Source organism: Arthrobacter sp. 10T413_2 (assembly GCF_056394205.1).
Genome location: NZ_JBFTHK010000032.1, coordinates 19,808 through 34,215, shown reverse-complemented (window position 1 = coordinate 34,215; position 14,408 = coordinate 19,808). Strand labels below are relative to the sequence as shown.

Here is a 14,408-nt window from a genome sequence, read left to right as displayed (position 1 = left end):
AACAAATGGTTCGCCTGGCTGTCCTGGACGGTGGCCGCGTTCGGTGTCGTCGCCACGGTTGTCATGGCAGGCCCGGGAGCGCTGGCGGGCGTCGCCCCGCTGGCCTTCATTGCGTTMATGGGCTGGCAGCTGTTCTGGATGCCGTCCGTGGTGGTGCACGATTTCGGCGTCACCCTGGAAAATCCGTTCCGCTCGATCGAKGTTCCGTGGGCCGCGCTGGTGCACGTCGATACCCGCTTTGCACTCACCCTGGTGACGGCCCGGAAGAGCTACGTCTCCTGGGCCGCACCCGCTCCCGGAATCTGGGGCGGTCGCAATGGCCGCCCGGAAGACCTCCACGGCCTGCCGGCAACCACCTACGGACCCGGCAGGTCGGTCCGMCCCGGCGACCTGAAGACCACGGACTCCGGCCAGGCCGCCATGCTGGTGCGGGCACGGTGGCATGAGCTGGTGGAAAGCGGACAGCTCGCCGCCGACGACGCTGCCGCCACCGAGGCGACCGTCACCGTCCGCTGGGTGGCGATTGGCGCCGTCGTACTGCTCCTGGCGGCGAGCTACCTGGCGGTTACCGCCGGCTAGCGCGGACCTGCTGCAGGGGGCCGGCATCTACTTGCCCTGGGTTCCGTCGGCAGGTCCGTCGTACCGGGATCCCTCGGGCCCGGATTCCTCATACCCGGGAGCGTCGGGGGCTGTGACRGCACTTGCCTGCACCGCAGTCCCCCTGTGGTCCACCGCCTTCTTGGCGTTGAACTTCTTCTGTCGCGGGTCAAAGGCATCGCGCAGGCCGTCKCCGATGAAGTTGATGCTGAGGCAGATGAGMACGATGAACATGCCGGGGAACCAGAAGAGCCATGGCCGGGTGGCGAAGGCCTGCTGGTTCTGCGAGATGAGCAGGCCCAGGGAAGTGTCCGGGGCCTTGACGCCGACGCCGAGGTAGCTCAGTGCGGTTTCGGTGAGGATGGCCGCGGACATCGTCAGGGTGACKTTCACGATCAGCACGCCGACGGCGTTGGGCAGGATGTGTTTGAAGATGATCCTGGCATTGCTGGCGCCGGAAATCCGGGCCGCATCCACGAACTCGCGTTCTCGCAGTGACAGGAACTCGCCGCGCATCAGGCGGGCCAGACTGACCCAGCTGATCAGGCCGAGGAAGATTCCGAGGGCCAGGACGCCGTTGGTGCTGGCGAAGGTGGCGAACCAGCTTCCCTGGTCCCGGCGGCCGGCGAGCTGCGCCATGACGGCGGCCAGCAGCAGGGCAGGAATGATGATGATGACGTCAGTCACGCGCATCAGGATGGCCTCGGCCCAGCCCCGGAAGTAGCCGGAGATGGCACCGACCACCGCGCCGATCAGGCCCGCGATGAGGCCGATCACGAGCATGATGGTGATGGACTGCTGCGCGCCGCGCATGGTCATGGCGAACAGGTCCCGGCCGATCCGGTCCTGGCCGAACGGATGTTCGCCCCAGGCCAGGGGCCACAGCGAGGACGTCGGTGYGCCGTCGTTGACCAGCGGGGAGACTTGCTCGTGGGTGTACTTCCACCAGCCCGGAATGCCCAGGTAGCCCACCGAGGTGAAGGCCACGACAAAAATGAGGGCGAAGACCACGAGGCCGATGATGGCGCCGGAGTGTMCGAGGAACCGTTTGCGGACGATCTGGCCCTGGCTGAGGCCCTTGGCCTCGAGGACCGGCTCAATTCCTGCCGCGGCTGATATCCGCKAGCCGTCTTCGGCCATGATTACTTCCTGCTGACTTGACTGGCTCATGATTTTACCCTTACGCGCGGATCCAGTGCGGAGTAGGCCAGGTCCGCAATGAGGTTGAAGACCATGGCCGTGATGGCAACGCAGATKAACACGCCCATGACCGGGTTGGGGTCGACATGAGCGATCCCGTCCAGGAAGAGGAAGCCCATGCCACGGACCGAGAAGACTGTTTCGGTGATGACTGCACCGCCGATCAGTGCTCCGATATCGAAGGCGACGATCGTGGCGATCGGGATCAGGGCGTTACGGAAGGCGTGGCGCATGACGACGGTCCGCTCGCTCAGGCCTTTGGCCCGGGCCGTGCGGATGTAGTCCATGTTCATGATTTCCAGCATCGAGGCCCGGGTGAACCGTGTGTAGCTGGCCAGCGAGATGAGGATCAGGGCCAGGGTGGGCAGGATCAGGTGGGTGAAGGAGTCAAGGCTCAGGACCCAGAAGTMGCCCTCAATGTTCGGTGTGCTGGCACCGATAGTGGCGATGGGCCGGCCGCGCACACGGCTGTTGTTGAAGTAGCTGGGCCAGGCCTGCATGTAACGATCCAGCAGGATCAGGAAGCCGACCAGGAAGGAGGTGATCGCCGCCGCCCGCATGGACTGCCCACGGTCGTAGCCCCCCACCACATAGCCGATGCCCATGCCGATCAGGACGAAGGCGACCGCCAGGATCACGATCATGAGGAACGTCGCGTCGTTGAGCAGCGGCTGCAGGACGAAGTACAGTACGACGCCGACGCCGACGGAGATCAGAGCCGACTGAAGGGCCTTGCGGTTTTTCAGACCGGCGGAGAGCAAGGTGACGGCGAAGGCGATGCCGGCACCGGCGATGGCGATGATCACGGGACCGAGGCCCGGGGTCTTGAACCATTCGGTGGCGGAGAAGTAGATCAGCACCGCGGTGACGAAGGCGAAGACGATGGCGCCGGTCAGCAGCCGGCGCTTCATGGCCCCGCCCGCCGCGACCGCTGTCAGCGCGCCGGCGACGACGCCGATGCCGAGTGCCGTCGGAAGCGGAACCTCGGGGTTTCGCAGGAAGTTGTTGAACCCGATGGCGCCGAATTCCTTGAGCAGGACCGCCACCCAGAAGATCGGCAGGGAAAAGAACAGGAAGGCCATGAACGTCACGCCGTAGTCCAGCGTGCTGTACTGCCGCAGCGCGGTGACGATGCCCAGGGTGATGCCGATCAGGATGGCAAGCACGGTGGCCCCGGTGACGAGCGTCAGGGTCTGCACGAGCGCGAAGCCGAGAGCCTCGGTGACAKGCTGGCCGGCGATGTTCTTTCCGAGGTCACAGGAGTTGGCGAACGGAACGAGGCACTGGACCGCGCCGCCGAACCACTTGAAATACCGCAGCGGGGCCGGGGTGTCCAGCTGCAGGAGCTCGGTTCTCGCGTCCATGAGCTGCTGCTTCTGCGGCGAGTTGCTGGCACGGAACTCCTCCAGGGGATCGCCGGACGCCGCTGTCAGGAGATACACGAAGTAGGATGCGCCGAGAAGTATGAGGGCGGCAGTCACAAGCCGCCGGAAGATGTAGGTCACCATTGGTATAGAACCTCGGAGTTCGGGCCCGGGGATTGCCCGGGCCGGTCGCGGAGTTTGGCCGGTTCCCGCCGATGTGGCGGCGGAACCACGGCATCGCCAGGGAGGTCGCCAGAAAGGCGCCGGGACCGAAGAATCTATGGTCCCGACGCCTTTCCAGCAGTGTTACTTGCAGTCGCGGGCTACTTCTGTGCCCATTCCCAGAAGTTCCACCAAACGCCGGTCTGGTTCGGCATGTACTTCACACCGGTGATGCGGTCGCTGTATGCGTCCACGCCAACMGACTGGAAGAGCGGAAGGCCGTAGGCCGAGTCCCAGATCATCTTGTCGATCTGCGTGACGAGGCCATCCTGCTTGCTCTTGTCGGTGGTGACAATCAGTTCGTCCATCAGCTTGTCGGCTTCCGGATCGCTGAACTTGTTGAAGTTGGAGTCGTTGCCGGTCTTGAAGATCTGCGGGACGCCGGACACGCCGACACCGGAGTTGCTCCAGCCGAAGATGGTGGCGTCGTAGGTGCCGTCACCGAGGGCCTTGCCCCAGTCGGACTTGCCGAGGCCGMCGTCAACGATCTTGAAGCCGGCCTTGGTGGCGGACTCGCTGATCAGGGAGAAAGCATCGACACGGTTGGGGTTGTCCTTGTTGTACATGATGCGGACTGTGGGGGTGGCACCGTTGAGGAGCTTCTTGGCACCCTCGATGTCCACACCCTGGTAGGCGGAGGATCCGTTGTTCTTCACGGAGTCGGCGTAGGGGGCCTGGTCCGGGACGAAGAGCTGCGAGTCAAGCGGTGCAGCCTTCGKGTCGAGCTTCTTGACGATCTTGTCGACGATGTCGGCGCGCGGGACGGCCTTCATGAACGCCTCGCGGACGTTCTTGTCGGCAAAGGGGCCCGAGTAGTTCAGGTCGATGTGGTCGTAAGCGAGCTGGTTGCCGACGTCGACCGTCACGCCCTGGCTCTCAAGCGCCTTGAGCTGCTCCACGGTGTCAGMGGACGCCTGCGGGGCGATGATGTCAGCTTCGCCGTTCTTGAGGGCCTGGACCTGGGCGGGGGCCTCACCGATGTAACGGACGGTGATTTCGTCCAGGTTGGGTGTCGGGCCCCAGTTGTAGTCCTGGTTCTTGACCATGGTCAGGGACTGGTCCTGGTTGACGCTCTTGACGATGAACGGGCCGTTGGAGAGGTAGAGGCTCGGATCTGCCGGCAGGGTCTTGGTGTCAAAGCCGGTGTTCCACAGGTCTGCCATGGCCTTGAGCTGAGTGTTCGCCGGCTTGGGGGCCTTGGAGTCGCCGCGTGGCGTGCCCTTGAGGAGGTCGACGAATGCCTTGGCGTCGGCCAGGCCCGCCTTCTTGGCGAGGACGTGGGCCGGGATGTCGACGCCGGGGCCGCCGAGGGCGATTTCCCAGTCGGCGAAGGGCTTGGAGTACTTCAGCGTCATGGACTTGCCGTCGTCGCTGAGCTCCGGGAAGTCGGTGAGCGCAAKACCGGTGGGGTCACCGGCGTAGGAGAAGTAGGACGTTCCGGTCTTGGCGTCCGCATCGGCGTMGTTGTAGTAGCCGGAGAAGGCGGCCCACTGCAGCAGGAGGTCGGCCGAGGTMACAGGCGTGCCGTMTGACCACTTCACGCCGTCATTGATGGTGTACTTGACCGTCAGGGGGTCGTCMGAGACCTTTTCCATTTTGCCGAACTTCTCATTGCGGACGACGTTGAGCTTGTTGTCGATGTAGAAGAACCCTGAGTGCGTGGCGTAGCTGATCTTTGAGTTGATGTCAGTGTTTCCGTCAGCCGTGTTCGGGTTGAACGTGTTGAACGCGTTGACCTCGACTACGGTTGCCGATCCGCCTTGCTTGCCTGCTGCGGCCGCAGTGGACGGGGTTGTCCCGCCGCTGTTGCCTGCGCAGGCGCTGAGGGCGATGGCAGCTACTGCCGCCACGCCCACTGCTTTGGAAATACGACCCAAGCGCATTCCGCCTCCTTGTTTCTGTGGTGTGGGTGAGACCGGCACCTACAGCGCCGGACAGACGTCCACACTCCCCCAGCGGCAGTGTGGGCCGTCTCACATGGCATGAAKCGTAAACCCCAAATGCGGCCGAGAGCCACCAAAGTTGACTCACTGTAAAGTTCGTTACCGAGCTGCAACATTGGACAGGCTCAGCAGGGCCACCGTTCCACAGAAACCGTTCCACAGAAACATTGACGGCCGGGATGGAAAAGGTTAATAGATCCGCACACAGGAAAAGCCCCGATCCGAAAATCGGGGCCTTCCAGTTAATCTGCCTTTACTTGGCAGAATTACCGCACTGCCGGGCGGAGGACATCAGACGTTGAAGCGGAATTCGACGACGTCGCCGTCGGCCATGATGTATTCCTTGCCTTCGATCCGGACCTTGCCGCGGGCCTTCGCCTCGGCCATGGAGCCGGCCTCGATCAGGTCATCGAAGGAGACGACCTCGGCCTTGATGAAGCCGCGCTGGAAATCGGAGTGGATCACGCCGGCCGCCTGCGGAGCGGTGTCGCCCTGCCTGATGGTCCAGGCGCGGGTTTCCTTCGGACCGGCCGTGAGGTAGGTCTGCAGTCCGAGGGTGTGGAAGCCGACACGGGCCAGCTGGTCCAGCCCGGACTCATCCTGTCCGTTCATTTCCAGCATTTCGCGGGCTTCTGCCTCGTCAAGCTCCACGAGATCGGACTCGAGCTTGGCGTCCAGGAAGATGGCGTCCGCCGGGGCCACAAGCGCGCGCAGTTCGGCCTGCTTCTCCGGGCTGCCCAGGATCCCCTCGTCGGCGTTGAAGACGTAGATGAAGGGCTTGGCGGTCAGGAGGCCGAGCTCCTTGAGGTGCTCCATCTCCAGCTTGTCGCTCTTGATCGAGGAGAAGATGGTGTCGCCGCGTTCCAGGACGGCCTGGGCCGCCAGGATGGCTGCCAGTTCGGCCGCCTCGCGCTTTTTGATCTTGACTTCTTTTTCGATCCTGGGGATGGCCTTTTCGATGGTCTGCAGATCGGCCAGGATCAGCTCGGTGTTGATCGTCTCCATGTCGGAGCGGGGATCGACCTTGCCGTCGACGTGGATGACGTCCGGGTCATCGAACACGCGGACGACCTGCGCGATGGCCTCGGCCTCGCGGATGTTGGCGAGGAACTGGTTGCCCAGGCCTTCGCCCTCGGATGCGCCCTTGACGATGCCGGCGATGTCCACGAAKGACACGGCGGCGGGCAGGAGGCGCTGGGAGCCGAAGATGCCGGCCAGCTTTTCAAGCCGGGCATCCGGCAGGTTCACGACGCCGATGTTGGGTTCGATCGTGGCGAACGGGTAGTTCGCCGCGAGGACCTGGTTGCGGGTCAGTGCGTTGAAAAGGGTTGATTTGCCGACGTTGGGCAGTCCGACGATGCCAATAGTAAGAGCCACGAGCATATATTCTACCCGCACAGGCTGGTGATCGCCGTGGCGGGTCCGGCAGGGGTTCAGGGCGGCAGGTCCGAAACCGGCAGGAGCGCAGTTCCGGGACACTTCCTGGCGCCTTCCGGGCGGTCTGACGGGCGGTCTTACGGGCCCGTTCGGGGCTTCATCCGGGCGTCGGCGCTAAAACTGTCACAGGGGCGTGCAACAGTGAAGCCATGGATGCTTTTGCACTGATTCTTGCCCTGCTCATGTTGCTCACGGGCGCCGTTGCCGGCGCCGCCGTCGTTTTCGTTCTGCTCCGCCGGCGMTACCTCGCCGMGGAACAGGACTTCGACGGCGTATCGGCCCGGCTTTCGGAGGTCAGCGCGCAGTTCGCCGCCGCCGACGCCGAGAGGCGCCTTCTCACGGCCCAGAACCGGGAGCTGGGCGAGTCCCGGAACCAGGACGGAAGTGTGCTCCGGGCGCTGGCGCCGGTGGCGGAAAAACTCACGGCCGTGCAGCAGCAGGTCTCCCTGCTGGAACGCGACCGGCTGGAGCAGTACGGCCAGCTCGCCCAGCAGCTGCAGGAGGCCCGCTTGTCCGATGAGCAGCTCCTGCGGTCCACGCATGCGCTCGAGTCGGCCCTGCGGTCCAACAGCGCACGCGGCCAGTGGGGCGAGGTCCAGCTGCGACGCGTGGTCGAGGCGGCGGGGATGCTGCGCCACGTGGACTTCCACGAACAGGTCCACAGCGGGCAGGCCCACAGTGCCGGGTCGGACGGTAGCCTCCGGCCCGACCTCGTGGTGCAGCTGCCCGGAGATAAGCAGCTCGTCGTCGACGCGAAGGTGCCCCTGGCGTCCTATCTTGCCGCCCAGGAGCTCGGCGCGGCGCCCGCGGGCCGGCAGGCCGCCCAGCCGTCCGGCAGCCAGCAGGCGCACCTCGCCGCCCACGCAAAGGCCCTCAAGGCCCACGTCGACGCGCTAGGCAACAAGAAGTACTGGGACATCCCCGGCAACTCCCCGGAGCTGGTGATCTGCTTCCTTCCGGCCGAGTCCATTCTGGCCGCCGCCCTTTCGGCGGATCCGGCACTACTGGACTATGCATTGTCGAAAAACGTGGTCCTGGCCTCGCCCGGAAGCCTGCTGGCCGTGCTGAAGGCCGTGGCGTTCACGTGGCGGCAGGACGTGTTGACGGACAGCGCCCGGGAACTCTTCGAGCTCGCCCGGCAGCTCTACGACCGGATGGGCACGCTCGGCGAGAACGTMACCAAGCTGGGGTCCTCGCTGAAGACCTCGGTGGAGCGGTACAACTCCATGGTCGGGACCCTCGAGGCCCGGGTCCTGCCCACCGCCAGGAAGCTGAACTCCCTCGAAGCGACCGGCCTGGTCACTCCCCCGGCCGTCGAGGTCACGYCGCGGGCGGTCGCAGCCCCCGAGCTGCAGCCCCGTGACGAGTCGGAGGAGTCCGCGGCCTAAGCCGGGCCCGGGTTCCGGGCCCGGACCCTACGACTGCTCGGGGCGGGTGCCGCGGCCCCCGAGGGCGCGGGAGACATCGCCGGCCTGCTTCAGGGTGGCCCGGAGTTCCTTCGGCAGGGAGAAGAGGAGGTCTTCCTCGGCCGTGACGACTTCCTCGACCGATCCATAGCCGTAGTCGGCCAGGAGCCGCAGCACGTCCTTGACGAGCACTTCGGGGACGGAGGCCCCCGATGTCACGCCGACGGTGGCGACGCCCTCGAACCAAGCCTCGTCGACCTCGTTGGCGAAGTCGACACGGTAGGAGGCCTTGGMGCCGTATTCCAGCGCCACCTCCACGAGACGGACGGAGTTGGACGAGTTGGCGGAGCCCACCACGATCACAAGGTCCGCTTGGGGGGAAATCTTCTTGATGGCCACCTGCCGGTTGGTGGTGGCATAGCAGATGTCGTCGCTGGGCGKATCCTGCAAGGTGGGGAACCGCTCCTTGAGGAGGCGGACGGTCTCCATGGTTTCGTCAACGCTGAGGGTGGTCTGCGAGAGCCAAATGACCTTTTCCGGATCGCGGACTGTGACCTTGTCGACCTCGTGCGGGCCGTTGATGATCTGGATGTGCTCGGGCGCCTMGCCGGCGGTGCCTTCCACTTCCTCGTGGCCGTCGTGGCCAATCAGGAGGATGTCGAAGTCGTCTTTGGCGAACCGGACGGCTTCGCGGTGCACCTTGGTGACCAGCGGGCAGGTCGCGTCAATGGTCCGCAGGCCGCGGTCTTCCGCTGACTGGACGACGGCCGGTGAGACGCCGTGCGCCGAAAAGATCACGAGGGCGCCCTCGGGGACCTCGTCGGTTTCGTCAACGAAGATGGCGCCCTTCTCCTCCAGGGAGCTGACGACGTGGACGTTGTGCACGATCTGCTTGCGCACGTAGACGGGCGGGCCGTAGTGCTCAAGGGCTTTTTCCACCGCGATGACTGCGCGGTCAACGCCGGCGCAGTAGCCGCGCGGGGCCGCCAGGAGAACCTTTTTGGGGCCGGCGACAGGTGCCGCTGCCAGAACGTCTTCCGGTGAACGCCGCCGGCGCGGAACGGATGGCATCGGAACGGATACAGCGGTGGAGGTCATGCTCCCATGCTACCGGTGTTCAAAGTTGCCCCGTTTGCGGGACCCGGCCACGCGGACAGCAATTCCCGTGACCAGCAGGGCCGCTCCCGTCACGGCGGCGGCGAYGATCCACTGCCCGAAACCGGCTGAGCACGCCGCGACAAACTCGCTCTTGAAGAGCTCCGCAACATCGTTGCCACTCGAGGTGGCGGMGACGGCTGCACMGGCAGYGTCGCTGGCCAGTTTCCATACCCCGGCGAGCACCAGCGCCCCGACGCCCATGCCTGCCAAAACGGCCCACCGGCGTCGGGCCGCAACGAACGCGATGACGAAGGCGATGCAGGCGCCGACTGCGACGGCGTATCCCATCGGGGCGTAGACGGTGACCCGTTCGATGAGCTGGCGCTGGTCGGACTGCCCGATATGGATCAGCACCTGGCCGGGGCCTTCCAGCGGCAGGGTGGTTGCCTCAGAAACCTGCCGTGCCACGAGTCCCACGAGCGGTGCCACATCAAGAGTCAGCGACGAGGTCACGTCCGCGTCCGGCGGCACCGTGCTGGGGTCGGCGAACGTCAGCCGGTGGCTCTTGCGCAACGTTTCCGCCCAGGCGTCGGAATAGCCAGGCAGCGCGGTCAGCGATTGTGCCGCGTTGTCCAGGACCGGCCGGGCAAGCTGGGTGAGGGCTTCGGGGATGTTGGCACCGGAGGCCAGGGCGTCGACGGCGGCCGTGGCCAGCCGCTGCTGGAACGCCGGGTCCTTGCCCAGCGGCGCGGTCAGGGCAACGAAACCGTCTTCCTGGACGATGTTCCGGTCCACCCACATGGCAGGAACKGCGACGGCGGCCATCAAGAGCCCGACGAGGACGGCGACAGCGGAGACAAAAGTGCGCAAGGGATTCCTAGGAGGTCGTTGGGGTCCCACCMATCCTATGGCGGGCCCGCGCATGACCATAAAGTCAGGCCCCGCTGGTAAAGCTATGGACAGTAAAGCTATGGATAKAGTTGAAAGAAATAACTTCCGGCTGCCGGCCGGCGCTCCCCGACGGGAAGCGGGTGCCGGCAGTCCCGCCAAATAAAGGCACGCAGCAAAGGACACGCACGCATATRCACTGGGCTCTCCACAAGGCATTCCACGAGGCACTCTCCGCCACGGAGCCCACGCATGCCTGAGGAAGCGGCGGCGGCCACTACGCTTCCGGCCACCGCGGCCCAGACCAGCCCGGACAATCCCTGGCCGCTGCAGTTGCTGTCCCAGAAGCTCAAGATGCATATCGACCGCGCACCCTCGGCCTGGGTCGAGGGGCAGGTGATCGAGCTGAACCGGCGGGGCAGCAACGCCTACCTGACGCTGCGGGACATCGACGCCGAGATCTCGTTGCCGGCCTCGGTCTGGACCACCGTACTGGACCGCCAGGACGCCCCGCTGGAACGCGGCTCCCGGGTGGTGGCGTTGCTCAAGGCCGAATTCTGGCTGAAKACGGGCCGGCTGAACATGTCCGTGAAGGACATCAGGCCTGTGGGGCTCGGCGACCTCCTCGCCAGGATCGAGCGGCTGCGCCAGGCCCTCGCCGCCGAGGGACTCTTTGCCGATTCCCGCAAGAAGCGGCTCCCCCTGCTCCCGCACCGGATCGGCCTGATCACCGGCCGCGATTCCGACGCCAAGAAGGATGTGCTCCGCAATGCTGCCCTGCGCTGGCCGGCTGTTGAATTCGAGATCCGCGAAGTCGCGGTMCAGGGCAACACCGCCGTCGCCCAGGTGATCGCGGCGTTGCGCGAGCTCGATGCCCATCCCGAGGTGGACGTCATTGTCATTGCCCGAGGCGGGGCGCCCTCGAAGACCTGTTGCCCTTCAGCAACGAGGAACTCATCCGGGCCGTCGCGGACGCGTCCACCCCCGTGGTGAGCGCCATCGGACACGAGGCCGACCGGCCGATCCTCGACGATGTTGCCGACCTCAGGGCTTCGACCCCGACCGACGCGGCGAAGAGGATCGTTCCGGACGTCGTGGAGGAACTCGCCCGGGTCCGCCAGGCGCGCGATCAGCTCCGCCGCGGGGTCGTCCGGCTCGTCGAACGCGAGGGCGACCGGCTGGCGTCCCTGCGCTCCCGCCCGGTGCTGCTGTCCCCCGACGTCATGATCACCCAGCGCCACGACGACGTCGAACGGCTCAAAGTCCGCTCGCACTCGGCCATCAGCACAGCTGTGGTCCGGGCCGCGGACCAGCTGATCCACCTCAAGGCCCAGGTGCGGGCACTCTCACCGCAGAAGACGCTCGATCGCGGCTACGCGGTGGTCCAGCTCGCCGACGCCGACGCCGCCCCCGGGACGCGYCGGGAGGTCGTGCGACACCCCACGCAGGCGCCCGCCRGCACGGACCTGACGGTCYGGGTGGCCGGGGGCCGCTTCAGCGCACAGTCCACCGGCGGCCAGGTACCGGCCGAGGAGTGACCCGCCGGAGCGACTCTGCAGAGCGCATCCCCGGGCCCCGGAACAACCCCACATTGCTGTCAGCAAGACACGGCAATCATCAGACATTGCACCAGCCAGATTTCGCACAAAACCCCACCCCGCACTCACCAAGGAGCACCACCCGCATGGCAGCAGAATCAATCCCCAACGCCGACATCGAGGCCCTGAGCTACGAGGACGCCCGCGAGCAGCTCGTCAGCGTGGTMGGCAAGCTGGAAGCCGGCGGCGCCAGCCTGGAGGAATCACTCGCGCTGTGGGAGCGCGGCGAGGCGCTGGCCAAGCGCTGCGAACAGTGGCTCGAAGGCGCCCGCAAGCGGCTCGCAGCAGCCCGCGACCAGGCGGCGGCGGAGAGCTAGGAAGCCGCCCTTAGAGACCGCAGTTCAGGACCGCAGCACCAATTCGCGTTCCATGTCGACGTCGAGGTCCGGAACCGGCCACTGAAGTTTCAGGCTCTCGAGGGCTTCCAGGAGCAACTGCTGCACGGCGATGCGGGCGTACCATTTTTTGTTGGCCGGCACGACGTGYCACGGGGCCAGCTCGGTGCTGGTCTTGTCGAAGGCCTTCTGGTAGGCGTCCATGTAGTCCGCCCAGAAGGCCCGCTMCTTCAGGTCCCCGCCGCTGTACTTCCAGAGCTTGGCGGGGTCGTCCAGACGGGCCAGGAGGCGCGTCTTCTGCTCGTCGCGGCTGATGTGCAGCATCACCTTGACGATCTTGGTCCCGGCCCCCGTCTGCCGGGCTTCAAACTCGTTGATGGCCCGGTACCGGCGCTCCAGCTCCTCGGGGCTGGCCCAGCGGTGGACGCGGTGAATCAGGACGTCCTCATAGTGGGAGCGGTCGAAGACCCCTACCATCCCGGACGCCGGTACTTCCTTCTCAATMCGCCACAAGAAGTCGTACGACTTTTCCGCCTGGGTGGGTGCCTTGAAGGACTTCAGCTGGACGCCGTGCGGATTCATGGCGCCCATGACGTGGGTGACGATGCCGCCCTTACCGGCAGTGTCCATGGCCTGCAGGACCAGCAGGATCCGTTTGGTGCCGCCGAACCGGGACTCGGCGAAGAGCTGCTCCTGGAGCCGGGCGAGTTTGTCGTCCAGCCTGTCCAGTAGCTCCTCGCCGTCGGGCTTCTCGCCTTCGTAACCGGGGGTCGATTCGGGGTCCAGCGCCTTCAGGCTAAAGCMCTTCCCGACCTTCAGGAGTTTTGAGGGGTGGTCATCGAATGTCGCGGAGCCTGCCATCAACGCCTCTTTCCGGTTGGCGCAGCGCGGGCCGCGGGGGCGAGTGCCCCTTTGCGCTGCTKACCGAAGCCTAGTTCCCCTTGTACCGGCTCAGGAAGTCCGCCATCCGGTTAATTGCTTCCTCGAGGTCCTTGACGTTGGGCAGCGTCACCATCCGGAAGTGGTCCGGCCGGACCCAGTTGAACGCCCTGCCGTGGGAGAGGAGGATCTTCTGCTCGCGGAGCAGGTCCAGGACGAATTTCTCGTCGTMGCGGATATGATAGACCTCAGGGTCCAGCCGCGGGAACAGGTACATGGCACCGCGGGCTTGCTGCGTGCTGACGCCCGGGATGGCGTTGAGCATGTCGTAGGCCTTGTTCCGCTGCTCCAGGAGCCGCCCGCCGGGCAGGATCAGGTCATTGATGCTCTGATATCCGCCGAGGGCGGTCTGGATCGCGTGCTGGGCCGGAACATTCGCACAGAGGCGCATGTTGGCGAGCAGATTGATGCCCTCAAGGTAGTCCGCGGCGGCCTTCTTCGGCCCGGAGATGGCCATCCAGCCGGCCCGGAAGCCGCAGACCCGGTAGGCCTTGGAGAGCCCGCTAAAAGTCAGGCATAGGACGTCGTCGCCCGTGAGCGAGGCGAGATTTACGTGCACGGCGTCTTCGTAGAGGATCTTMTCGTAGATTTCGTCGGCGAAKAGAACGAGCCCGTGCTTTTCGGCGAGGGCGACGATCTTCTTCAGCGTCGCCTCCGGATACACCGCACCCGTGGGGTTGTTCGGATTGATGACCACGATGCCCTTGGTGCGCGGCGTGATCTTGGCTTCCAGGTCCTCGAGKTCGGGCTGCCAGCCGGACTCCTCGTCGCAGAGGTAGTGCACGGGCTTGCCGCCGGCCAGGGCGACCGAGGCAGTCCACAGCGGGTAGTCCGGGGTGGGGATCAGGACTTMGTCGCCGTCGTCGAGGAGTGCCATGAGCGACATCGTGATGAGTTCGCTGACGCCGTTGCCCAGGTAGATGTCATCGACGTGGATGTTCTGGATCCCGCGGGTCTGGTAGTACTGCGAGACGGCCGTGCGGGCGGAGAAAATGCCGCGGGAGTCGCTGTAGCCCTGGGCATGCGGCAGGTGGCGGATCATGTCCACCAGGATCGCGTCCGGCGCTTCAAACCCGAACGGGGCCGGGTTTCCGATATTCAGTTTGAGGATCCGGTGACCCTCTGCCTCCATCTGCTGGGCGGCCTGAAGAATCGGTCCACGGATGTCGTAAAGGACATTATGAAGCTTGGTGGACTGCTTGAATTCTGCCATCCATCAAATATGCCATATGGAGGATGTACTTCCGCTGAGACATGACTCACACCCGGCCCCTGCGGTGCCAACGACACCGGCAGCCGGGCTCCTGGCCCGGCCACCGGCGTCGCCGGTATGTCATCACATCGGCATCAGGACGCCGTCAGTTCGTCGACGGCCCGGCGG

General features: G+C 65.4%; 11 protein-coding genes and 1 pseudogene. 4 read left to right on the top strand and 8 right to left on the bottom strand.

Annotated elements, in window-relative coordinates; translation table 11 throughout:
- On the top strand, positions 1 to 579 hold a 579-nt coding region (locus AC1DBQ_RS07875; protein WP_476927972.1), incomplete at its 5' end, for a PH domain-containing protein.
- Positions 580 to 606: 27 nt separating this feature from the next.
- Here AC1DBQ_RS07875 and AC1DBQ_RS07870 read toward each other — a convergent pair.
- The 4 genes from AC1DBQ_RS07870 to ychF all read right to left on the bottom strand — a co-directional run bounded on the left by AC1DBQ_RS07870 (position 607) and on the right by ychF (position 6,703).
- A complete protein-coding gene (locus tag AC1DBQ_RS07870) occupies positions 607 to 1,737 on the bottom strand; it encodes an ABC transporter permease (RefSeq protein ID WP_476927976.1) in 1,131 nt (376 codons plus the stop codon).
- Positions 1,738 to 1,763: 26 nt separating this feature from the next.
- Complete coding sequence (locus AC1DBQ_RS07865; RefSeq protein WP_476927971.1) at positions 1,764 to 3,305, bottom strand: ABC transporter permease; 1,542 nt, start codon at positions 3,303 to 3,305, stop codon at positions 1,764 to 1,766.
- A 179-nt stretch (positions 3,306 to 3,484) separates the two neighbouring features.
- On the bottom strand, positions 3,485 to 5,266 hold the full coding sequence (locus AC1DBQ_RS07860) for an ABC transporter family substrate-binding protein (protein ID WP_476927970.1): 1,782 nt from the start codon (positions 5,264 to 5,266) through the stop codon (positions 3,485 to 3,487).
- A gap of 351 nt (positions 5,267 to 5,617) precedes the next feature.
- Positions 5,618 to 6,703 (bottom strand): redox-regulated ATPase YchF, encoded by a 1,086-nt coding sequence (ychF, locus tag AC1DBQ_RS07855; protein WP_091249401.1) that lies wholly within the window; start codon positions 6,701 to 6,703, stop codon positions 5,618 to 5,620.
- 209 nt (positions 6,704 to 6,912) lie between these two features.
- On the opposite strand from ychF, the gene AC1DBQ_RS07850 reads away from it, so the two are divergent.
- Positions 6,913 to 8,151, top strand: coding sequence for a DNA recombination protein RmuC (locus AC1DBQ_RS07850; RefSeq protein ID WP_476927969.1), 1,239 nt, complete (start codon positions 6,913 to 6,915; stop codon positions 8,149 to 8,151).
- 27 nt (positions 8,152 to 8,178) lie between these two features.
- Here AC1DBQ_RS07850 and AC1DBQ_RS07845 read toward each other — a convergent pair whose 3' ends face one another.
- Positions 8,179 to 9,267 (bottom strand): 4-hydroxy-3-methylbut-2-enyl diphosphate reductase, encoded by a 1,089-nt coding sequence (locus AC1DBQ_RS07845; RefSeq protein ID WP_476927968.1) that lies wholly within the window; start codon positions 9,265 to 9,267, stop codon positions 8,179 to 8,181.
- A 9-nt stretch (positions 9,268 to 9,276) separates the two neighbouring features.
- Positions 9,277 to 10,137: a hypothetical protein gene (locus tag AC1DBQ_RS07840; RefSeq protein WP_476927967.1), complete on the bottom strand. Its 861-nt coding sequence runs from the start codon at positions 10,135 to 10,137 to the stop codon at positions 9,277 to 9,279.
- Between the two features lie 270 nt (positions 10,138 to 10,407).
- On the opposite strand from AC1DBQ_RS07840, the pseudogene xseA reads away from it, so the two are divergent.
- Positions 10,408 to 11,693, top strand: a pseudogene (xseA, locus tag AC1DBQ_RS07835) (exodeoxyribonuclease VII large subunit).
- Between the two features lie 146 nt (positions 11,694 to 11,839).
- Complete coding sequence (locus AC1DBQ_RS07830) at positions 11,840 to 12,070, top strand: exodeoxyribonuclease VII small subunit (protein WP_476927966.1); 231 nt, start codon at positions 11,840 to 11,842, stop codon at positions 12,068 to 12,070.
- A 24-nt stretch (positions 12,071 to 12,094) separates the two neighbouring features.
- On the opposite strand, the gene AC1DBQ_RS07825 is transcribed toward AC1DBQ_RS07830, so the two are convergent.
- Together AC1DBQ_RS07825 and AC1DBQ_RS07820 are read right to left on the bottom strand one after the other, a co-directional pair.
- Positions 12,095 to 12,949: a PPK2 family polyphosphate kinase gene (locus AC1DBQ_RS07825; protein WP_476927965.1), complete on the bottom strand. Its 855-nt coding sequence runs from the start codon at positions 12,947 to 12,949 to the stop codon at positions 12,095 to 12,097.
- 70 nt (positions 12,950 to 13,019) lie between these two features.
- Positions 13,020 to 14,240: a pyridoxal phosphate-dependent aminotransferase gene (locus tag AC1DBQ_RS07820; RefSeq protein WP_476927964.1), complete on the bottom strand. Its 1,221-nt coding sequence runs from the start codon at positions 14,238 to 14,240 to the stop codon at positions 13,020 to 13,022.
- Positions 14,241 to 14,408: the final 168 nt, after the last annotated feature.